The organism is Actinomadura kijaniata (assembly GCF_014138665.1).
Classification (GTDB): Bacteria; Actinomycetota; Actinomycetes; order Streptosporangiales; family Streptosporangiaceae; genus Spirillospora; species Spirillospora kijaniata.
The window spans coordinates 245,316-264,647 of sequence record NZ_JACJIA010000005.1 but is presented as its reverse complement, the minus strand read 5'-3'; the positions used below and the strand labels follow the sequence as shown (position 1 = coordinate 264,647).

The following is a 19,332-nucleotide window of genomic DNA, read 5'->3' as shown; positions in this document are numbered from 1 at the left end:
GTGCGGCGCCTGTCCTGAGAAGCTGACGTCAGCGATGCCCCTGCAGTAGCATCTGGCCGAAAACATACGGGTCCAGATGTTTAATGGCAAGGGGTTGCTTTCCCGTTCCCGGACCCTCGTGAAGGAGCCCGATGCCCGCGCCGGACGCGTCCGCGATCACGCGGCTCGCCGTCTTCAGCCCGCTGGACAGCCTGGGCCGGGCCGAGCTGATCACCCGGCGGCTGGCCGACGCGATCGCGCTCGGGCTGCTGGCCGACGGCGAGCAGCTGCCCAGCGAGGCCGACCTGGCCGAACAGCTCGGCGTGGCCATCGCGACGGTCCGCGAGGCGCTCGGCGGGCTGCGCGGGCAGGGCCTGGTCGAGACCCGCCGCGGCCGGGGCGGCGGCAGCTTCGTGCGCGCCCCCGCGCCCCGGGAGACCGCCGACCACCTGCGCGCCCGGCTGCGCGAGCTGTCCGCCGAGGACCTTCGCGACCTCGGCGACCACTACGGCGCCCTGGCCGCGGGCGCGGCGCTGCTGGCCGCCGAACGCGCCTCCGCCGACGACGTGCGGCGGCTGGAGGACGCCGCGCGGGCGTTCGACACCGCCGAGCGGCCCGAACGCCGGCACCGCGCCGACGGCTGGTTCCACGTCGAGGTGGCCGCCGCCGCCCAGTCGGCCCGGCTCACCCGTGAGGAGATCGGCATGCAGACCGAGATCGGCCCGTTGCTGTGGCTTCCCAGCGCGGACGCCGCCACCCGCGACAGGATGGCCCGGCAGCACCACGAGATCGCCGGGGCGATCGGGGCCGCCGACGGCGAGGAGGCCGCCCGGCTCGCCCGGCGGCACGTGACCGAGGCGATCGAGCGGCTCATCGAGCTGCACCTCGGCCTCATGGGACGGTGAACGCGATGACCGAGGCACTTGCGCGGGCCGCCGCCGCGAGCCGCGAGGTCGGCGACGTCTTCGACGCCGTGCTGGGCTCCGTCGAGGACCTGGGCGGCCGGGCCGTGACGCTGATCCGCGCGGCGCCCCGCCCCGACCGGGCGGCCGTCGGGCCGCTGCGCGACGACGCGGCGGCGCTCATCGGGCGGCACGCGGTCCTGGTCAGCGGCGCCGGGTTCGTCGCCGCGCCCGGCCTGCTGGCCGACGCGCCGATGTGGCTCGAATGGTGGCAGGTCGCGGGCGCCTCCCCCGCCGAACGCCTCGCCGTCGACCTCGACCCGGCCAGCCCCGGCTTCTACGACTACACCCGCTACGGCTGGTTCACCGTGCCGCGCGACACCGGGCGCGTCCACGTGCACGGCCCGTACGTCGACTACTACGGGACCGACCAGTACATCCTCACGCTGTCCACGCCCGTGCTCGACGGGGAGGAGTTCCTGGGCATCGTCGGGGCCGACCTGTTCGTGCGGCGCCTGGAGCCGTCGGTGCTGCCGCCGATGCCGCCCGGCGCGGTGCTGGTCAACTCCCAGGGCCGCGTCATCGTCTCCAGGTCGGCCCGCCACCTGACCGGAGCCCTGCTGCGCGGGCTCGACCTGGGGACCGTCCGCGAGGCCGGACCCGGCGAGGCCGTGGAGGGCGACGACTGCGTGCTCGCCCGCTGCGGCAGGCTGCCGCTGTTCCTGATGTCACGGCGCCTGTAGCGGCACCGCGCGCCGGGGCGTCCCCGCGGAACGGACGCGGGTCAGCGGCCGGTGGGGGCGGCCGTGTCGCCGTGGGACTCCAGCAGTCCGGAGAGCACGGCCGCCAGATCCCGGCGTCCGCCGGCGTCGAGGCCCTCCAGGAGGCGGGCCTCGTTGGCCAGGTGGAGGGGCAGGACCCGGTCGATGGTCTCCCGTCCCAGCGGGGTGAGGCGGATCCTGACCGAGCGGCGGTCGGTGGCGTCGGGCACCCGGGTGACCAGGCCCTTGGCCGCCATGCGGTCGACCCGCAGCGTGATCGCCCCGGTGGTGACCAGGGACGCCCGCAGGAAGCTCCAGGCCCGTCGCCACAGACGGCCCCACCGTCGCGCAGGGCACCGCCTACCACTACCTGTCCACCACCGCCTCCACCGGTGGCGAGTACGGCCTGTACCGGGTGGACATGGGACCGGAGGCGGCCGGGCCCAGCACGCACTTCCACAGGGCGATGTCGGAGTCGTTCTTCATCCTGTCGGGCACGATGCGGCTGTTCGACGGCCGCCGCTGGGTCGACGCCACCTCCGGCGACCACCTGTACGTCCCGGTGGGCGGACTGCACGCCTTCCGCAACGAGTCCGGCGAACCCGCCTCCATGCTCATGCTGTTCGCCCCCGGAGCGCCCCGCGAGGAGTACTTCGAAGGCATCACCGAGCTGGCCGGCCTCGGCGAGGAGGAGCGCGCGGAGTTCTTCCTGCGCCACGACAGCTTCTTCGTCTGACCCCGGGACGGTCCCGCTCCAAGGATGGCCATGACGGTGCGCCGCCGGGATCAGGTGCGGTTCGGCCGCAGGTCAGGACCCGGCTCCCGACCATGGGGCCGCCCGCGCGTCCGCCCGCCGGCGGGCGGACGGGGCCAGTGCCGTGCCCAGCACGCGCTCGACCGGGAAGAAGCCCAGGTGCCGGGAGTCATAGCTGGCCCGGTGGTTGTCTCCCAGCAGGACGACCCTGCCCTCCGGCACCACGCCGTCCGGCGTGCCGGCGAGCAGGGGCACCCGTTCACGGGGCACGGGGTCTCCAGGGGCGGCCGCGACACGTTTGATCATCCAGTTCCGTGAGGACGCCGCCCCCGGGGCGTCCTGACGGTCCGGCGGAGGGCCGGCCGGTGTGGCGTCACCGCCAGGACCCTCCACCACGACCACCTGGCCCGCGGTGAGCGACCGGGTCCGGCGTACGAGGACCCGGTCACCGTCGCGGAAGGACGGTTCCATGCTGCTCCCCCGCACGGTGACGACCACCAGGTGGCGCCTCAGCAGCCCGGCGGCGGCCCACCCCGCGCAGAGGATCACGGCCACCGCTCCGCCGACCACGCCCCACCATCGGCCGGTGCGGAGCGACGCCTCCGCCGCCGCTCCCCAGACGGCGGTGACCGACGCGTTCATGAGGCGGGGGTGTCGGCCTGGTAACGGGAGGCCTGCAGGTGGAACAGCCGGGCGTACTCCCCCGCGGCGGCCAGCAAGGCGTGGTGGTCTCCCCTCTCCACGATCTTCCCGTCGCGCAGCACGACGATGGTGTCGGCGTCGCGGACGGCGCCGAGCCGGTGGGAGATCAGCAGGCGGGTCTGCCCACCACGATGGCGGGCCAGACAGGTGTGGATCTCGTGCTCGGCCGCGGCGTCGAGGCCCGACGAGGGCTCGTCCAGGATCATCAGTTCGCGGCGGTCGCGCACGAAGGCGCGCGCTATCGCCAGGCGTTGCCACTGCCCGCCCGACAGCACCACCCCGGTGGCCGGATCCTGTTTGTCGGACTCCATGAAGAACAGCCGCGTCAGCGGCGTGTCGTACCCGTGCGGCAGGCCCGCGAGGGTGTCGTGAACGCCGGCCTCGGCGGCGGCGGCCTCGATCCGCGCCCGGTCGTGCAGCGCGTCCAGGTCGCCCAGGCCGATGTTCTCGGACGCGCTCATGTCATAGCTCATGTAGTCCTGGAACACCGCGCCGATGCGCCGCCGCAGTTCACCGGCGTCGACGTCCCTGATGTCCACGCCGTCCCAGAGGATCCGGCCCCGCGTGGGGTCGTAGAACCTGCACAGCAGCTTCACCAGCGTGGACTTCCCGGCGCCGTTCAGGCCGACCAGCGCCAGCGCGCTCCCCCGGGGGACGCGCAGGTCGAGCCCGCGCAGGATCCACGGATGCTGGTCGGAGTAGCGGAACCACACGTCCCGCAGCTCGATCCCCTGGCGAAGGGGCGGCAGCGGACGTGGCCGCGCCCGCACCTGGAGGTCGGGCCCGGCCGTGGTCACCTCGAGGTAGTGGTCGAGCAGCAGGAGCGCGTGGTGGCATCGGGCGGTGTCACGGGCCAGCGTGGCGAGCCCGCCCTGCACCGCGGCCACCGCGGCCACGAACATGGTCAGGTCCCCGGCGGACACCGCGCCCGCATGCGCCGCCGTCACCGCCCAGAGCAGGCCGCCACCGGCCACGAGCGCCGCGAGCAGCCCGAGCCCCGCCTGCGCACCGATCTCGCGGCGGTCCAGCTTCCGCTTGGCGGCGTTGGCGGTGCGCCGATCGGCCAGCATCCGGCCGCGCAGAAAGGCGCCGATGCCGAACAGGCGTATCTCCTTGGCGGCTTCCACGCTCGTCAGCAGGTCGCCGTAGAACATCTCCCGCCGCTCCGTCGGCCCGATCTTCCAGAACATCCGCGCGCGCCGGCGGGACAGCACCAGTTCGACCAGCAGCGTCGGGATCCCGGACGCCAGCACCAGGGCGACGACCACCGGGCTCAGCGCGAACAGCGAGAGGACGAAGCCCGTGATGGTGAGCAGGGCGCGGACCACTCCCAGCGCTCCGTCGACGACCTGGTTGGGCGCCGCCTCCCCGCCCTGCTGGGCCAGCCGCAGGCGGTCGAGGAACGCCGGGTCCTCGAACCGGGCCAGCCCGACGAAGCCGTCCACGGCGGTGAACAGCCGGTCCTGGGCCAGCAGCCCCACGGCGCGTTCCAGTTCACCGCGCAGGTACTCGATCAGTTGCGGCGCCAGCGCCGCGAGCATCCCGGTCACGGCGATGCCCGCGCCGACGCCGGTCAGGGCGCTCAGCCGGGCCCCGTCGAAGAGGCCGTCCAGCAGCATCTTGGTCAGCCAGGCGGTGGCGACCGGAAGCGCGCCGGTCGCCAGGGTCACCACCGCGTACGCCGCCAACGTGCCGGGGGCGGCCCTCCACGCCAGCGAACAGGCCCCGAGAGCCGTTCGCGGGGAGACCTTCTGCGAGGGCTCGGCCGATGCGGCGGCGACCGTGCCGGACCGCTCCGGCCGCGGCGGGGAGGAACCGTCGTCCATCACGCCGACGCGGGCAGGGGTGACAGGTCGACGTTGTTGTCCGCCACCACCAACCGGCCGTCGTCCCCCCGCGTCACCCTCAGGACCGTCGGAAAGCCCTGCACCGCGAAAGCCTTGCTCAAGGGCCCGCCGTTGCCCTCGGTGGCGACGGTGACCACCGGTGACAGGCGGGTGACCATCTCGGTGGCCTCGTCATCGGCGCCGACGACGACGGCCAGCACCTGATCGGGCCCGTCCGGCAGGGCTCTGGCGTACGCCGCGAGCTCTGGCGCCTTCTCCTGGCAGGGGCCGCAGGTCGGCGACAGGAAGGCGACCAGCGTTCCCGATGCCAGCGACTCGCTGGTGAGCCGTTGGCCGTGCGCGGTGGAGGTGGCGAAGTCGGCGATGCGGTCACCGACCTCCAGCAGGGGTTTGCCGATCTGGAAGTGGGACAGCACCTCGGTGTGCTCACGCAGGCGTCTGATCACCCCCAGCAGGAGGACCAGGTTCAACCCGCCGAGCGCTCCCACGAGCACCGTCGCCGCGAGCAGCAATGACATGAGGACTCCTCTACCTTCTCCGGAGGGGACGCGGACCTCGCCCGGTCGCGCGACGGACCCCGATTTCCAGACGGCGCTTTGAGCTTCTCTCTGAGGGCCGGGTGACGATGTCATGATTCGGGTTGACCGAGGTGCCGTGGGTCTCCCGATATGACCGTTGACGGGACCTGCCCCCGGATCTAGGTCACGGCAGGGTCATGGTGATTCCGATGCGGTGTTCAGCAGTAGCAGTTCCTGGGATTGACCGTGCAGCCGCATCCGTCGCGGCAGACCGCGTGGCAGGGCGACCAGTATCCGCACTGCGGCTCGCACTGCCAGCAGCTCGAGAAGTACTTCGACTTCAACGGGCCGCACGCGGCCGCGGCGTCGAGAGTGGGGACGAACAGGCCGAGGAACGCATTCCCCAGCGCTTCGAGTTTCCTGTACATGGCTCGCTTCCCTTCGGTTGGGGATGGCGGAAAGCACCTCGATCAACAGCCACGGTCAGTGTTGAGGCGCAGCCCGGACCCGGCAAGCCTCTAGGGTGTACGAAACGCCTCCGTACGGTGTCCACGCAGGTCAAGCAGCCGATGCCGGTACACATCGGGACAGGGGGCCGTGGTGGTGCCGACGGCTACAGCCGCATCGTGATGACGGTGAGTGTTCCCCTCGGCCGTGCGGACGCCATCCGAGAACGATGCGGAGGAAGGCAAGAGGATTTCACCTCAGCCGCGCGCGAAAATAGGAGCACCTGCCGAACGTCGTCGGGGTTGTCGCCATATACATGGGCGCGCCGGATGAACGAACTCGCGGCCGGACCGACGATTTTTCTCTTTTCCAGCAGAGCGCCACAGCGGCCGGCGTGGCCGGTGTTTGCCAGGGACCACGCTTGATCACTTTGCGGAAGTAGGCGAGGCTGAGAGGCGTGCACACCTGTCCACACATGTACGCGCAGGTGTTCGCGCAGGTGGAAGGGTCCCTGGTCTGCTGAGGAGAATCGACGTGCAGCCGAATCCCACCCAGAGCCTGGGCGATGTCACCACCATTGCGGAGTTCAGGAGTCGCCTTCGCCAGTTGAAGGCGTGGTCGGGGCACTCGTTCCGCGCCCTGGAGCGTCGAGCCCGCCTGGCCGGGGACGTGCTGCCCGCCAGCACCATCTCCGCGATGCTCGGCAACCAGCGGCGCGGGCTTCCGCGCGAGGAGACCGTGGCGGCGTTCACGCGAGCCTGCGGATGCACACGCGGCCAGACCAGCGCATGGCTGCAGACCCGAAAGCGCTTGGCCGTGACCGCCGAGCAAGCGGCGCATTCCGTGGTGGCGTCCTCGAAGGGAACCGACCCCCCTGCGGCCTCCGCGGCAAGCGGTTCGCCGCCCTCCGATACCGCACCGCCCCTCCCCCTTCGGTCCGGCGACCCCACCACGGCATCAAGAGCTCCCAAGGCGCGGCGGAAGCGACCCAAGCGCGGATGGCGCGTCCTTGCCATGTCGTCCATGACTTTGGTCGCGCTGTGCAGTGCGGCCGGTTCCTCCGGCCCTGTTGTCACATCCGACCCCCGCGCCGGAGATCTGGTGTCAGAGGTGCGACGATGCCCGGGACAGCTGGCGATGAATCATCGCGGCCCCTGCGTCCAAAGACTGCAACGGATGTTGCGGGGAAAGGGTCTGGCCTTGCCCGCTGACGGCTGGTACGGACCGTTCACCAAGCAACGCGTCACGGTCTTCCAGGCTTACGTGGGCCTCCCCACCACGGGCACGGCCGATCAGGACACCCTGCAAGCGCTTCGGACCGGCGAAGCCCTCGCACTGCCGCACTGGCCGGCCGCCAGGATCGAAGAACGTCTACGCGAGGCGTTCCCGACCGAGCACCGGCAGGCGACCGAACTCGCTCGGTGCCTGTCCTACCTGGATCCTCTGTGGACGTACAAGGACGGCCGGGGCGTCAGACGATGGGGGTTGTTCCAGTACTCGGACCTTGAACTGCTTGAGATGGGAGCAAGCCCGGTCCATGCGATGAACCCTGAATGGAACATCCGGACCGCACGTGTCATCTGGCGTCGGACCGGTGACTTCCGCCATTGGGAGTGCCGCTCCTCCGGCGCGCACTAAGAGCCGGGCCGGTTTCCAGAACACGATCCGATCGTCGGTGCTCACCCGCCGTGGCCGTCGGGTCGGCCGTTGGCGCGGAATCGCTGGAGTTCGGGAAGCAGGCGGGTGCGTAGTTCGGTGTCCTCCACCCCCAGGCCGGCCTTGGGCGCCAGGCATCGCACGCCCACCTTGCCGTGGTGGCGGCCGCGGGCGACCTCGGTCACCGCTTCGGGGGCGCGCTCCAGCGGGTAGGTGGCGGAGAGGGTGGGGTGGATGCGGCCCTGGCACACCAGCCGGTTGGCCGCCGCGGCCTCGTGGTGGTCCGCGACGTGGGTGCCCACCACGCGTTCGAGCTCGGTCCACAGGTAGCGGTTGTCGTACAGGTGCCAGGGGCCGCTGGTGGCGGCGCAGGTGGTGGTGCCGCCGCGCCGTGCCACGTACACCGACGCGCCGAAGGTCTCTCGTCCCGGATGCTCGGACACGATGTCGCGGTCCTCGCCGCCGGTCAGTTCGCGGATGTGCCGGGACAGGCGGCGCCACTCGCGCGGGTCGGGCGTGTCGGGGTCCTTCCAGAACCGGTAGCCCTCCGCGCGCCGGTCGATGACCAGTTCCGCTCCCATCCTCCGGCACAGATCGGCCTTCTCGGCGGAGGAGACGACGCAGATCGGGGTGGCGCCGCCGGCGAGCGCGTACTGGGTGGCGTACGGGCCCAGCCCGCCCGTCGCGCCCCAGACCAGCACGAGGTCGCCCAGCTTCATCGCCGCGCCGTTCCGCGACACCAGCTGCCGGTAGGCGGTGGAGTCGACCAGGCCGTTGCAGGCGGCCTCCTCCCAGGTGAGGTGGGCCGGTTTGGGCAGTAGCTGATCGGCCCTGACCAGGGCGAGTTCCGCCAGGCCGCCGAAGTTGGTCTCATACCCCCAGATCCGGCGCCGCGGGTCGAGCATGGTGTCGCCGTGCATGGCCGAGCCGGCGGGCGGAACGTCCAGGCAGTGCGCGACGACGCGGTCACCCGGCCGCGGGTGCCGGACGCCGGGACCGGTGCGCAGGACCACGCCCGACAGGTCGGAGCCCAGAACGTGGTAGGGCAGGTCATGGCGGTGCCCGGCGGGGTCGCCGCGGGCGTACTCGGCGAGGGACCGGAAGGCGGGAACGGGCTCGGACACCGCGGACCAGACGGTGTTGTGGTTGATCGCGGAGGCCATGACGGCCACCAGGACCTCCCCGTCCGCCGGTTCCGGGACCGGCACCTCGTCCACGTGCAGGGAGGCGCACGGGTCGCGCCGATCCTCGGGCACTCCCGCGAACATGCCCGTCTCGTCCCGGTGGACGGTCAGGGCGCGGAACGAGTCCGGCAGCGGCAGGGCGGCCACGTCCTCGGCGGCGCCGCGGCGGTGGGGCCGCGCTATTCGGGCGGTGGGCCGAGCACCAGGCAGGCGTTGTGGCCGCCGAAGCCGAAGGAGTTCGACAGCACGGGGCCGGCGCCGACGTGGCGGGGGCCTCCGGTCACCACGTCCAACGGGCAGTCCTCCGCCCGGTTCTCGTGGTTGGCGACCGGCGGCGCCAGGCCTCGGGAGGCCGACAGCAGGCCCGCCACCGCCTCCACCGCGCCCGCCGCCCCCATCAGGTGGCCGAGGACGCCCTTGGGGGCGGTGACCGGAGGCGGCGTCTCACCGAACGCGCGCCGCAGCGCGTTGGCCTCGGCGGTGTCGTTCAGTTGTGTGGCGGGGCCGTGCGCGTTGACCTGGCGGATCTCCTGTGGCGGCACGTCGGCCACCGTCTCCACCCCGCGCACGTCCTCCTCCGTCAGGCTGATGCCGAAGGTCTCGGTCACCCCCTCGGCCAGCTCGGAGAAGTCGAGGCTGTCGGCGCCGAGCCCGGCGACCGGCCGCGCCTCCGGTGTCACCTCCTCCAGCGGCGCGGTGAACACCTTCACGCACGGCTCCCGCACCTGCCGGTAGATCTCCGGATCGAAGTCCTTCTCACCGTCGCTCACGGGTTCCTCCTTGGATCGATGTCATCTCCGCGGTCACAGGTCTCCCGCCGCCGGTCACGGTAGGGAGCCGGCCAGGACGGCGATGGTCGCCTCGGCCCCGCCAGGCGCGTGCCGTCGGGGCCGTACACGACGGCGGTCGCGCGTGCCCGGGTCGCCGCTCCGGGTGAAAGGCCGCCCTCCAGCGTGGGAGCGGTGGCCACGCACCGCAGCGGGCCGCCGTCCAGGCGCACCGGACGGCGATAGCGCAGCCTCAGCTCCCGGGTGACCGGGTAGGCCCCCGGCGGCAGCCGCGTCTGCACCGCGTATCCGCAGGCGGTGTCGCACAGCGTCGCGGTGACGCCGCCGTGCACGATGCCGGTGGCCGTCAGGTGGTCGGCACGCGGGGTGAGGGTGGCCGAGCCCGGGGCGGCCGCGGTGAGCCGGTAGCCGAACACGGCCGCGGTCGGCGAAGGGTCGGACCGTTCCGCGGCCAGCCTGCGGACCAGGCTGAGGCCGTCCAGGGAGCGCAGCTCGGCCAGCGGCTGATCGCTCACGGCCGCAGTCCCCCGTGACGCATGGCGCGCAGCACGGTGTCCCGGCCGATCAGCTCCATGCTGCGCAGCGGCCCCATGGCCTGCCCGAGCCCCTGCTCGCACAGCAGGTCGATGTCCTCGGCGGTGGCGGCCCCCGCCCCGCGCAGGCGCATGGCCTCCGCCACCAGCACGCCGAAGAGCCGGCTGGCGACGCTGCCCGCGACCGTGCCGTCGATCACCAGGCAGCGCATGCCCCAGCTCTCGATCACGTCGCGGGCTCCGCGCAGGGCCCAGGCGGCGGTGGCGGAACCCCGCTGCATCTCGCACAGCGGCTCGCGCGGCGCCGGGAAGAAGAAGTGGGCTCCCAGGAAACGTTCCGGATGACGGGTCAGCGCCGCCGCCAGATGATCGACCGGCAGGGCGGAGGTGTTAGTGGCGATCACGGTGCCGGGTGGGCAGTGCTCATCGAACTCGGCCAGTGCGTCCACCACCGTGACGCTCTCCGGCAACCGGGCCGCCCGCTCCACGGGCACCGCCCCCACACCAGGCAGCGGCTTCCCCCGAGCGCGGCGGCGTGGACGATCCCGACGCCCATCACCCCGGCTCCGACTACACCGACGACCTGCGCCACAACGCTCCTATTCCTCCATGCCGGACACACCCCCACGAACAAAGAGTATTCATATGACTTCGGATAGTGGCGAGCAAGGGTGGCAAAAGAGGATCATCGAAGACGCGAGCGAGCCGTGCCCGGTGGCGGCCCGCACGGTGCGTGCCGGTCACCGCCCCGGCCGCCCCCCTCCGCCCTTCCGCCCGGCCGGTATCTCACTCCTGCGAGGGAACCGGTTCGCCCGAGCGAGTGATCAACAGTCCTGGCAGGCCGGAGAGGGTGGGGGCCATGACGATCAAACTGATGCACGCGGCCCCCTCGGTCAGCGACACCCAGCGGCCCGTCCCGCGCTGGGCGCTGCGCACCGCCTACGCGATCCCGCTGCTCCTGCTGCCCTCGTGCCTGTGGCGGCTGCCGTTCGCCTTCCACTTCGAGATGGGCCAGGTCGACGACGGCGCGACCACGGCGCCGCTGTGGATCAGCATTCCCTACGTCTTCGGCCTCAGCGTGCTCACCGAGGTGGCGGCGTTGCTGTGCATCGGGCTGGTACGGGGATGGGGCGAGGTCGCCCCCGCCTGGATCCCCCTCGTCGGCGGCAGGCGCATCCCTCCGGCGGCGGCGATCGTCCCGGCGGCGATCGGCGGGCTGGTCATGACCGCCGTCACGGTGATGATGACGCTCACCTGGATCGGCGCCCTCGACGGAACGGACTACCAGAACGGCTGGTGGGAGGCGCTGGCGAAGGTCTGCATCAGTCCGATCGGCCTGTGGGGACCGCTGACGCTGGCACTGACCTACGCCTACTACGTACGCCGCTGCCGCCCGGCGAACACCGCATGATCCCCCTGGACGGCGGGGCGGGTCGTGCACGAGCGCGTCGTCAGTGAACGGGCGCCCGCCCGGTGGGGCGCCGAGGGGCGACGGCGTCCGCCCTCACCAGGCTCCGGGTGACGAGCCGCCGTGAGGGCGCGGCCGGGCCTTCTCCTCCGGGCGCCACAAATATACGATCATGTTCCTACAAGGGGGTGGGCATGGTCAGGTCGGGCGCCTGGATGATGGCCATCGGGGCAGCGGTGCTGCTGCTCTGGCTGGTCGTGGCCAAGGACGCGGAAGAACCCCGGTGCGGCTTCGAGCGGATGAGCCCCGGCGACTTCTGCTCCAGCCGCAAGTCCGGACCCCGGAGCTACGAGGAGAGCAAGCGGAACGCCTCGACCGTGGCGTCCGGAATGCTGCTGGTCGGCGGGACCCTCACGGCGGGTGGCGCGCTCCTGCTGGTCGGAGGCCGCGTGAGCGAGCGCCTGTCCGTCCCGAGGGCGCGGATGCGCGACCGGCGCCGGTCGCGAGCCGCGGCCCGCACCCCGCGGGCGCGGCTCGTACGGAAGATCCGCAGCACCAAGGTCCCGGTCGCCACGCGGGGCTGCAGCCCGCGGGAGGTCGACGCCCTCATCGACCGGATCATCGCGGGCCTCGAGAACCGGGGCCCCGCCGTCCGCGCGGGGGCCTCCTCGGGCGGGATCACGATCCGCCCCAGCTTCACGATCACCTCACCCGGCCTCGACACGGCCGCCATCGACAAGTTCTTCGCCGAGCTGGACGAGGCGATGGACCGGCTCTAGCCCGTGTTCCACCACCCTGGCCCAGGGCGCGCGCACCTCACCAGGTCCCGGCGGGCACGGCGCCACCTCGCCCTCTGGCCTGCGGGCCCTGGGCGCCGCGGGGTCACGCGGCGTGGAGTCGCTGGTCGTGGCCGGTGAGGGCGCGGACTTCGGCGACCAGGCGCGTGATCAGGGGCTGGGGGGCGCGGTCGGACCACACCACGGCCAGGTCGAAGCGCTCCGCGTCGGTGACCGGGATCCAGCGCAGGTTGCCGGGGGGCATCACCGTCTCCAGCGGTTGCGGGGCCAGCCAGACGCCACGGCCGCGGCCGACTTCCAGCAGGCAGTCCTCCACGAGGGGCACGAGCGGGCCGCGTGGCGCGGGAGCGCCGTCGGGCCGGGGGTCCGCGAGCCAGAACCGTTCGGCCTCCGGGGACGTGGGCTGAGCGGTGACGAGACGGCACGGCACAGGTCGCTGCCGCTGGTCTCGCCGGTCATGGCGGGCGTCACCACGGCGGTCAGCGTGGGGGCGCCGGCGGCCTCGGCGGAACGGCCTTGTCGCCGGTCCGCGTGACGTGTTCGCGTGGACCGCCGGAAGGCAGCAGGCCGCGGCTCCGTGCGGTGACGCGCACCGTCGCCGCCGGAGCCAGCCGGTACAGATGCCACAGCAGCCTCGCCCGCCTGGGGGCGACGATGACGGCCTTGTCGCGGGCGACACCGGCCAGGATGTCGTCGGCGAGCCGGTCGACCGGGTAGAGGCGGAGCTGGAAGCGCCGGGCGATCCGCCGCCAACCGTCCTCCATACCGGTCCGGGCCAGCCCCGCGTTGACGCGTTCGAGCAGCGGGGTGTCGGTGAAACCGGGGCACACCACGTTGACCCGCACGCCGTGCCGGGCGGCCTCGGCGCGCAGCGCCAGCGACAGCCCCACCACCGCGTGCTTGGTGGTCGAGTAGGGCAGCATGAACGGCACCGGCGCGAGGCCCACCACGGACGCGACGTTGACGATCTGCCCGTACCCCTGCTCGACCATCACCGGATAGGCGGCATGCACGCCGTGGACGACGCCGTGCAGGTTCACCGCCAGGACCCGGTCCCAGTGCTCGGCCGACAGCGTCTCGGTCCGCCCGGCCACGAAGATCCCGGCGTTGTTGAACACGTAGTCCAGCCGGCCGTCCCGGTCCCGCACCCGGTGGATCAGGGCCCGCACGGCGTCGGCGTCGGCGACGTCCAGCACGGCCGCGTCCGCCCCCAGCTCGGCGGCGGTGCGCCGGACCGCTTCGGCGTCGATGTCGGCGAGGGTCACCGCGCAACCGCGCCGCACCAGCCCGGCGGCGATCGCGGCCCCGATCCCCGAGGCCCCGCCGGTGACGACGGCGGTGGGCACACCGCCGGGCACCGCGCGCGCCCTCTTGCCCGGGCCCCTCATCGGGTCATCGCCGATCGCCGTCCTCCGGAAGCCTCCATGTGTCATCACGTTAGAGGCCGCCTTCGGCGTTGCCCAGCGGCCGGGCCGGAACCGACGATGATCTCTTTCACGCCCTCCCCTGAGATGGCCATGAACGAGTACAGGGGACGCGCCTCCCCAACGGCTCGCCGATGCAGCGGGCCGCAAGCCCGTTCCAAGGGCGGTCCTCATCGAGGCTGCATCTGGGAGAGCAGCCGCCGTCCGGTCTCCTTCATCTCCGGGCAGCTTCCTTCGTCGTGTTGTTCCCTGACGGCGGCGGTGATCTGGCGTCGGTAGTCGGCCGCGAGGTGGGCGCGCAACGCCTCCAGCACGGGGCCCGGCGGGGAGGGCGGTCGGCCCACCGACGGGGTGGGCATGGGGCGGGCGGGGGCGGTTCCGTTTTCCTCGGCCAACCACCGGGCGGCCGTCCGGGCGCTTGCCTCGAACCGGCTGAAACGTGAGCGCAGCCCGGGGTCGCTGGACGCCTCGGCCGGCCACCTTCCCTGGTGGGCCGCGTCTTTCGCGACGCGCAGCAGGGTCCGCGAAGGTCAGGTCGGCGTCATTGAACTGACAGCCGGTGGTGTCGGCGGGAGGTTCGGCGGCAGGCGCGTCCGCCGGCGCGGTCGGAGGTGAGGGGCGGGGGTGGGCGGTCGTGGCGCGGGTCGCGGGCCGTCGGCTTCGCTCCGCCGCGTCGGGGGAGGTGCGCCGGCGCCGGTGCGGCCGTGTTCCGGGACGATGCCGACCCGCAGGCCCGGGGCCTTCGCCGTCGTGGCCCGCACGTACACCTGGTGGGCGGTGACGTCCGTCAGGTAGAGGACCGGCAGTGTCAGCGGGATGGGGGCAGCGGGAGCTCCGCCGACAGCGGCAGGGGGATCAGGCCCAGCGCCTTGCCGGTGATGAACGTGGTCTCCATGACGACGCCGCCCAGTTCGAGGCGGGAGGCCCGCACGGTGAGCCGGTCGCCTCCGCTGAAGACGTCCTGGCGGACCCCGTGCAGGTCCGCCGAGGACATGCGCATGCGGAGCACCTTGCGGGGGCCGCTCGCGGTGGGGACAACCTTGACGCCGTCGAAGCGCACTCCCCGGCCGGTGACGGTGGTGGCCTTGAGAACGCTGGGATCGGCCGCGGCCACCACCCCGCCGCGGGCCCCCTGCCGTTCGGCGTCGGCCGGCGGGCCGTCGGTCACCGCCGCGCCGGGCAGGGCCCCGCCGAGCACGGGCGGCACGACCAGGCCGACGTGCCCGGCGGGACGGTCGCGGTGGCGGGGCCGGGTGGTCCAGGCGAAGCACCAGACCCCGCCCGCCAGCACCAGCAGGGCGCCGAGCAGGAACCCGCCCAGGTTGGAGGTGATCAGCGAGGCCAGCCCGAGCAGGATCGCGACCACCCCGAAGAACCCGTTCAGGAGCGGCTGGGCGAGCGCGGGGACCCCGACGGTCACCAGGACCAGGCCGACGACGTAGCCGGCGACCCCGGCGATCCCCTGGTGGACGACTGGGACGCAGCTACGACCTCCAGGCGAGCCAGGTCCCGGGGCCGCACCGCCCCCTCCACGTCGCCGGCGCCGCCGTCACCGACGCCTACAGCTTCGGTCCGGCCCCCGGCTGCGCGGTCATGACGGTGCTGGTGGCCCACCGGGAACGGTGCTCCCTCGGGGTGACGCTGGACGCCGCGGCCATCGCCGATCCGGTGGCGTTCATGCGGGCGCTGGACGAGGGGTTCCGGGAGGTCCTCGAAGCCGCCCCCCGACGACCCGCGACCGTCACCCCGCCCGAGCCGAACAGAGAACAGAAGGACTCCGTCGCATGATCCGCTCCTCCGGTCACCACGATCCGGCCGAGCACCTCGAACAACCACCCTCCACCGACGGCAGCGGCCGGCGCCCGACGAGCGCCTCAGGCACGCCCCGGACACCCTGGCGGAGCTGGAGAGGGCGATCGTCCAGATCAGGGAGGCGCTCCTGAAACAGACGAGCGCCCCGCGCTCCCTGGAGGCGATGCGCGACCTCCTGCTCGCCGCCCCTCCCGTTCCGCCCGCCGAAGAACCCACGGGCTCCCAGCTCACCGCCCAGGAACGCCGCATCCTCCCCCTCATCGGCCAGGGGCACTCCAACCGCCACATCGCCCGGACGATGGGCATCTCCGAGAAGACCGTCAAGAACCACATCTACTCGATCTTCCGGAAACTCGGCGTGCACAGCCGTACCGAGGCCGCCGTCGTCGCCCTCAAACACGGCTGGCTGGAACACGACCTCCACCGATGGCCCCCGGCAGATGGGGCACGGTCCCGCCCGGGCGCCCGTCCCGCTGCCCCTTCTGGCCTGATCTTGTGCCGTCTACCCTGTGAGTGGGCCACGGCACACGTGAGGAGACCCGGAGTTGCGCGCGATAGGTGAAGACCACTCCGTGAAGTTGCACCACAGGGTGAACTCACGCCAGGTCGGCGACACGATCGTGGTCAGTTACAGGGCGACTCCGATCAAAGTCCGGCGGCCCGCCCAGGGAAGCAGCGTCGTCGATGTGCGCTGCGGCGCGTGTGACGGCACGGTTCAGCTGCGAGTCCACTCCGTCCAGCGCACCAGGAGGGCACGGTTGCGCTGGTTGGGCCTCGTCGTGCTGGCACTGCTGGTCGCCGCGGCGGGGACGTACCTGCACTTCCGCTCCGATTGTCGGGATCCGATAGCCCTGGCCCTCGTGGCCCTGATGGCATGGATCCTCGGCCTGGCCGCCGCCGTTTTCTGGACTTTTCGCTGGCACCTGGAAGACGGCGTCCGCATCGCCTCGAAGTCGGCGGCGAACGCCGCACACGAGTTGATCCCGTTCGTCCGCTAGACCGGTGTCACCGGTGCAACGGCTGGATCAGCTCACCCCCGGACGCGGTCCCCGGGTGGCGCCGGTCGCGCCGCGGCCGCGGGCTCGAAACGCCTGACACACTCGGGCCGTGATGGATGTCGAGGAGTTCTGGGCCCTGATAGACGAGGCGTGCGCCGAGGTCGACGCGGTGGAACCGGACTTCGACGATCGGCGCGACGCGATCGAGCGCGCGTGCGAGGAGCGGCTCGTGAGCCGCACGCCCGCCGAGATCATCCAGTTCTCCCTGCGCCAGTGGCAGCTGCGCGACCACGCCTACCGGTACGACCTGTGGGCGGCGGCGTTCCTCATCGATGGCTGGTGGTCCGACGACGCGTTCATGGACTTCCGCGACGGCCTCATCTCGCTCGGCCGGCACTGGTACGAGCGCGCGCTCGCGGACCCGGACTCTCTCGCCGACCATCCGGCGGTGCGGGACGGCGGGAACGTGCTCGTCGCGAACGAGGACTTCAACCAGGTGGCCCACCGGGCCTACCGGCGTCTCACCGGTGAACCGGACGGCCTCGACAAGGCGCTGGAGGCCTCCCCGGAAGCCGGCCCGCTCAGCGCCATGACCGAGCCGGCCGGAGCCCGGTGGGACGTCGACGACGGCGATGAGATGCGCCGCCGCCTGCCCCGCCTCGCCGCCGTCTTTCTGGACTGATGCTCCAGCGGTGGACCCTGATCACGCTGGCGGGGCCGTGCGGAACGTATGACGGCTCGGCTCGCGTTGAGCCTGCCGGGTCCGTTACGAAGCCGGGGAGGGTGTCTGCGCGTCACCGGCGGTTCGGATGGTCACCGGGATCGGCGCGTCGCGGACGGGCGTGGTGACCATGGCGTGGAGCCGGGCGGCGGTGGCGGGGGCGGCGACGATGGTGGTGGGGGCGGCGCGGTCGGCGGCCAGTTCGACCAGTTCACCGGTGATGTGGAGGTCGGGCAGGTTCAGACCGGTGACGTCGACGGTGACCGGGCCGGTGACCGAGCGCAGGAGGGTGAGCACGGCGGCGAACGACTCGCGGTTGCCGGCGTCGGCCCGTCCGGTGAAGCGGATGCCGGGCGGGGTGGTGGTGCGGACGAACCGGAGTCCGGCTCCGTCCGGGCCGAAGGGGTGCACGGCGTGGACCCGCCGCAGGGTGGCCGGGTCGAAGTCGCCGCCTTCGAGATAGGTGTCGCGAGCGGCGCACACCTCCAGGGCACCGCGCTCGAAGGCCGCGGCGGCCCCGGGGAGGCGGGACTACAGCCAGGGTGACACCTGTCAGGGCCATACGCACGGCTTTCATCGCAACGTCCGCTGCGGTGTCAACGCTCCCGGTGGGCTGCTCCGGGTCGCCTCGGACGCCGGTTTCAGGATCGTTCGCAGTCGCCTCAGGGACCGGCGGTTGGCGTAGCCGTTCCAGGCGGGGTTGAGGAGTCCCCAGTTCTCGACGGCTCCGTGCCTGCGGCTGTATCCGGTGGACTGGGTGCCGTTCAGCGGCCAGTACGCCCAGTCCACGTCGGACGAGCGAGCCCATCGCACGAAGGTGTCGAAGAAGACCGTGCTCGCCCTGTCGCAGGGGGTCCGGTCATCCGAGGGCCGCTGGCAGCCTCCCCACTCGCTGACGTAGACCGGCGAGGTGTACGGCTTCCCCTCCTCCAGCAGGAAGGCCCATCGTTTCCGCAGCGTCGCGGCGAAAGCCGCGTCATCGCCGAGGTCGCCCGCGGGATGGAACCACGGGTAGTCGTGCGCGGCGTAGACCAGCCGCCCTGGCCTGCCGAGCCGTACGGGATGTTCCGGTACGCCGGACAGGTCCGCCTGGTAGTCGAGGCCGCCCACGATGATCAGCAGGTCGGGATCGACCGCCAGCACCGCGTTGCCGCCGCGCTCGGCCGCGGCCCGCCAGTCGGTGCGCCGATCGCCGCTCCCCCAGGTGGGCTTGAGCCCCAGGCCGGGGTCGGGCCGGATCTCGTTGCGCAGTTCGGCGCCGATGACGTGGGGGCGGTCGCGGTACCTGGCGGCCATCGCCCGCCAGTCGGCGAGCCAGGCGGACTCGGGGTACCGGGCCGTGTGCCACAGGCCGTCGCCGTGCTCCTCGTCGCAGCACCAGTCCCCTCGGCTGCGATGGTTGTCCAGGATGACCATGAGCCCTTGGCGACCCAGCTCGTCCACCACGGCGTCGAACACCTCAAGTCCCCGTTTTCCGGCGAGCGGCGGGTTGGCCGCCAGCCGCCGTGGGTCGATGACGGGGTTCCTTTCGACGAGTTCGTTGCTCCACGGCAGGCGTACGGAGTTCATTCCGCTCCGCCGGATGAGCCGGACGATCCTGGCCAACGGCTGCCTGTCGAGCCCGCCTACGACGAAATCGCTCGATTCGGCGCCATACCAGTTGACGCTCGCGATTTTCACCCGCCGGTCCCGGGCGTCCACGATCCAACGCCCCTTGGTGCGCAGCGGTGGGACCACCCCTGACAAGGCAGGTCCCGGCGCGTTCTCGTCGGCGTCGACGCGCGGTGCCATCGCGACGCCGAGAAGAACCGCCAACGATACGGCGAGCAACCCCAAAATCCCCGACCGACCGACCAGCCGCTCATGCATGCACGCACCCCCGGCGCGACAGGACCTGCTCGAATTCAGCCGGCCAATGATCGCATCACCGCGCCCGCAAAATTGTGCGACAGAGCCGTCCGTCGCGATTTCAATTCGGGAGAGACATGTTCATGGATGCCGCGATACAGCCGGACGCGCCCCATGAGGCGGCACGGATATTCCGGACGAATTCGCCCGATTCAAACCCATCGCTCCGCCGTGCCGCCTGTCCTTCGGGTGT

Annotated in this window: 23 protein-coding genes and 1 pseudogene; 10 read left to right on the top strand and 14 right to left on the bottom strand. The window is 72.3% G+C overall.

Annotated features, from left to right (window positions below):
* Positions 1-131 precede the first annotated feature (131 nt).
* Both HNR61_RS21045 and HNR61_RS21040 read left to right on the top strand, forming a co-directional pair.
* Positions 132-884, top strand: coding sequence for a FadR/GntR family transcriptional regulator (locus tag HNR61_RS21045; protein WP_182844883.1), 753 nt, complete (start codon positions 132-134; stop codon positions 882-884).
* Between the two features lie 5 nt (positions 885-889).
* Positions 890-1,624 (top strand): cache domain-containing protein, encoded by a 735-nt coding sequence (locus tag HNR61_RS21040; RefSeq protein ID WP_182844882.1) that lies wholly within the window; start codon positions 890-892, stop codon positions 1,622-1,624.
* A 41-nt stretch (positions 1,625-1,665) separates the two neighbouring features.
* Here the strand turns inward: HNR61_RS21040 and HNR61_RS21035 are convergent, their stop codons facing one another.
* Complete coding sequence (locus HNR61_RS21035; protein WP_182844881.1) at positions 1,666-1,899, bottom strand: MarR family winged helix-turn-helix transcriptional regulator; 234 nt, start codon at positions 1,897-1,899, stop codon at positions 1,666-1,668.
* Positions 1,900-2,063: 164 nt separating this feature from the next.
* Here HNR61_RS21035 and HNR61_RS21030 point away from each other — a divergent pair, with 164 nt between their 5' ends.
* A complete protein-coding gene (locus tag HNR61_RS21030) occupies positions 2,064-2,378 on the top strand; it encodes a cupin domain-containing protein (protein ID WP_182844880.1) in 315 nt (104 codons plus the stop codon).
* Positions 2,379-2,450: 72 nt separating this feature from the next.
* On the opposite strand, the gene HNR61_RS21025 is transcribed toward HNR61_RS21030, so the two are convergent.
* The 3 genes from HNR61_RS21025 to HNR61_RS21015 are packed head-to-tail and all read right to left on the bottom strand — an operon-like array spanning position 2,451 to position 5,463.
* The gene (locus HNR61_RS21025; RefSeq protein WP_182844879.1) at positions 2,451-3,038 is read right to left on the bottom strand and encodes a S26 family signal peptidase; all 588 of its coding nucleotides are present in this window, start codon (positions 3,036-3,038) and stop codon (positions 2,451-2,453) included.
* Positions 3,035-4,924, bottom strand: a complete 1,890-nt coding sequence (locus HNR61_RS21020; RefSeq protein WP_182844878.1) for an ABC transporter ATP-binding protein — start codon at positions 4,922-4,924, stop codon at positions 3,035-3,037. Before HNR61_RS21020 ends, HNR61_RS21025 begins: the two co-directional genes overlap by 4 nt.
* On the bottom strand, positions 4,924-5,463 hold the full coding sequence (locus HNR61_RS21015) for a redoxin family protein (RefSeq protein ID WP_182844877.1): 540 nt from the start codon (positions 5,461-5,463) through the stop codon (positions 4,924-4,926). Before HNR61_RS21015 ends, HNR61_RS21020 begins: the two co-directional genes overlap by 1 nt.
* Before the next feature lie 981 nt (positions 5,464-6,444).
* On the opposite strand from HNR61_RS21015, the gene HNR61_RS49990 reads away from it, so the two are divergent.
* The gene (locus HNR61_RS49990) at positions 6,445-7,548 is read left to right on the top strand and encodes a peptidoglycan-binding domain-containing protein (RefSeq protein ID WP_182844876.1); all 1,104 of its coding nucleotides are present in this window, start codon (positions 6,445-6,447) and stop codon (positions 7,546-7,548) included.
* Positions 7,549-7,589: 41 nt separating this feature from the next.
* Here HNR61_RS49990 and ccrA read toward each other — a convergent pair whose 3' ends face one another.
* Genes ccrA through HNR61_RS20990 form a run of 4 tightly spaced genes read right to left on the bottom strand, consistent with a single transcriptional unit; the run spans position 7,590 to position 10,565 of the window.
* Complete coding sequence (gene ccrA / locus HNR61_RS21005) at positions 7,590-8,897, bottom strand: crotonyl-CoA carboxylase/reductase (RefSeq protein ID WP_312898009.1); 1,308 nt, start codon at positions 8,895-8,897, stop codon at positions 7,590-7,592.
* 32 nt (positions 8,898-8,929) lie between these two features.
* A complete protein-coding gene (locus HNR61_RS21000) occupies positions 8,930-9,520 on the bottom strand; it encodes a phosphopantetheine-binding protein (RefSeq protein WP_182844875.1) in 591 nt (196 codons plus the stop codon).
* Entirely contained in the window at positions 9,517-10,053 is a 537-nt protein-coding gene (locus HNR61_RS47975; RefSeq protein ID WP_182844874.1) for a PaaI family thioesterase, read from the bottom strand. The genes HNR61_RS21000 and HNR61_RS47975 overlap by 4 nt, the downstream gene beginning before the upstream one ends.
* On the bottom strand, positions 10,050-10,565 hold the full coding sequence (locus tag HNR61_RS20990) for a 3-hydroxyacyl-CoA dehydrogenase family protein (RefSeq protein WP_182844873.1): 516 nt from the start codon (positions 10,563-10,565) through the stop codon (positions 10,050-10,052). The genes HNR61_RS47975 and HNR61_RS20990 overlap by 4 nt, the downstream gene beginning before the upstream one ends.
* A gap of 365 nt (positions 10,566-10,930) precedes the next feature.
* Here HNR61_RS20990 and HNR61_RS20985 point away from each other — a divergent pair, with 365 nt between their 5' ends.
* Positions 10,931-11,482 (top strand): hypothetical protein, encoded by a 552-nt coding sequence (locus tag HNR61_RS20985; protein ID WP_182844872.1) that lies wholly within the window; start codon positions 10,931-10,933, stop codon positions 11,480-11,482.
* 191 nt (positions 11,483-11,673) lie between these two features.
* Positions 11,674-12,258 (top strand): hypothetical protein, encoded by a 585-nt coding sequence (locus tag HNR61_RS20980; RefSeq protein WP_182844871.1) that lies wholly within the window; start codon positions 11,674-11,676, stop codon positions 12,256-12,258.
* 103 nt (positions 12,259-12,361) lie between these two features.
* Here HNR61_RS20980 and HNR61_RS20975 read toward each other — a convergent pair whose 3' ends face one another.
* The 4 genes and pseudogenes from HNR61_RS20975 to HNR61_RS20960 all read right to left on the bottom strand — a co-directional run.
* Entirely contained in the window at positions 12,362-12,601 is a 240-nt protein-coding gene (locus HNR61_RS20975) for a type 2 periplasmic-binding domain-containing protein (protein WP_182844870.1), read from the bottom strand.
* A gap of 154 nt (positions 12,602-12,755) precedes the next feature.
* Positions 12,756-13,634, bottom strand: coding sequence for an SDR family NAD(P)-dependent oxidoreductase (locus HNR61_RS20970; RefSeq protein ID WP_312898008.1), 879 nt, complete (start codon positions 13,632-13,634; stop codon positions 12,756-12,758).
* A 236-nt stretch (positions 13,635-13,870) separates the two neighbouring features.
* Entirely contained in the window at positions 13,871-14,059 is a 189-nt protein-coding gene (locus HNR61_RS20965) for a hypothetical protein (RefSeq protein WP_182844869.1), read from the bottom strand.
* A 449-nt stretch (positions 14,060-14,508) separates the two neighbouring features.
* A pseudogene (locus HNR61_RS20960) lies at positions 14,509-15,162 on the bottom strand (DUF6114 domain-containing protein); the annotation flags it as partial.
* A gap of 11 nt (positions 15,163-15,173) precedes the next feature.
* Between HNR61_RS20960 and HNR61_RS20955 the strand changes: the two are divergent.
* The 4 genes from HNR61_RS20955 (at position 15,174) to HNR61_RS20940 (ending at position 17,192) form a co-directional block, all read left to right on the top strand.
* Entirely contained in the window at positions 15,174-15,488 is a 315-nt protein-coding gene (locus HNR61_RS20955; protein ID WP_182845194.1) for a WS/DGAT domain-containing protein, read from the top strand.
* Positions 15,489-15,675: 187 nt separating this feature from the next.
* Positions 15,676-16,074, top strand: coding sequence for a response regulator transcription factor (locus tag HNR61_RS20950; RefSeq protein WP_182844867.1), 399 nt, complete (start codon positions 15,676-15,678; stop codon positions 16,072-16,074).
* 10 nt (positions 16,075-16,084) lie between these two features.
* Entirely contained in the window at positions 16,085-16,510 is a 426-nt protein-coding gene (locus HNR61_RS20945) for a hypothetical protein (protein ID WP_182844866.1), read from the top strand.
* Positions 16,511-16,622: 112 nt separating this feature from the next.
* The gene (locus HNR61_RS20940; protein ID WP_246443403.1) at positions 16,623-17,192 is read left to right on the top strand and encodes a DUF4240 domain-containing protein; all 570 of its coding nucleotides are present in this window, start codon (positions 16,623-16,625) and stop codon (positions 17,190-17,192) included.
* 84 nt (positions 17,193-17,276) lie between these two features.
* Here the strand turns inward: HNR61_RS20940 and HNR61_RS20935 are convergent, their stop codons facing one another.
* Positions 17,277-17,714 carry a hypothetical protein gene (locus HNR61_RS20935; protein ID WP_182844864.1) on the bottom strand — a complete coding sequence of 146 codons (438 nt, stop codon included), beginning with the start codon at positions 17,712-17,714 and terminating at the stop codon, positions 17,277-17,279.
* A gap of 90 nt (positions 17,715-17,804) precedes the next feature.
* Positions 17,805-19,100, bottom strand: coding sequence for a glycoside hydrolase family 5 protein (locus tag HNR61_RS20930; protein WP_182844863.1), 1,296 nt, complete (start codon positions 19,098-19,100; stop codon positions 17,805-17,807).
* Between the last annotated feature and the right edge of the window lie 232 nt (positions 19,101-19,332).

Coding starts and splice junctions, on each gene's coding strand:
- HNR61_RS21045 (WP_182844883.1), top strand. CDS start 132: ATGCCCGCGCCGGACGCGTCCGCGATCACGCGGCTCGCCGTCTTCAGC.
- HNR61_RS21040 (WP_182844882.1), top strand. CDS start 890: ATGACCGAGGCACTTGCGCGGGCCGCCGCCGCGAGCCGCGAGGTCGGC.
- HNR61_RS21035 (WP_182844881.1), bottom strand. CDS start 1,899: ATGGCGGCCAAGGGCCTGGTCACCCGGGTGCCCGACGCCACCGACCGC.
- HNR61_RS21030 (WP_182844880.1), top strand. CDS start 2,064: ATGGGACCGGAGGCGGCCGGGCCCAGCACGCACTTCCACAGGGCGATG.
- HNR61_RS21025 (WP_182844879.1), bottom strand. CDS start 3,038: ATGAACGCGTCGGTCACCGCCGTCTGGGGAGCGGCGGCGGAGGCGTCG.
- HNR61_RS21020 (WP_182844878.1), bottom strand. CDS start 4,924: ATGGACGACGGTTCCTCCCCGCCGCGGCCGGAGCGGTCCGGCACGGTC.
- HNR61_RS21015 (WP_182844877.1), bottom strand. CDS start 5,463: ATGTCATTGCTGCTCGCGGCGACGGTGCTCGTGGGAGCGCTCGGCGGG.
- HNR61_RS20985 (WP_182844872.1), top strand. CDS start 10,931: ATGACGATCAAACTGATGCACGCGGCCCCCTCGGTCAGCGACACCCAG.
- HNR61_RS20980 (WP_182844871.1), top strand. CDS start 11,674: ATGGTCAGGTCGGGCGCCTGGATGATGGCCATCGGGGCAGCGGTGCTG.
- HNR61_RS20965 (WP_182844869.1), bottom strand. CDS start 14,059: ATGCCCACCCCGTCGGTGGGCCGACCGCCCTCCCCGCCGGGCCCCGTG.
- HNR61_RS20950 (WP_182844867.1), top strand. CDS start 15,676: ATGCGCGACCTCCTGCTCGCCGCCCCTCCCGTTCCGCCCGCCGAAGAA.
- HNR61_RS20940 (WP_246443403.1), top strand. CDS start 16,623: ATGGATGTCGAGGAGTTCTGGGCCCTGATAGACGAGGCGTGCGCCGAG.
- HNR61_RS20930 (WP_182844863.1), bottom strand. CDS start 19,100: ATGCATGAGCGGCTGGTCGGTCGGTCGGGGATTTTGGGGTTGCTCGCC.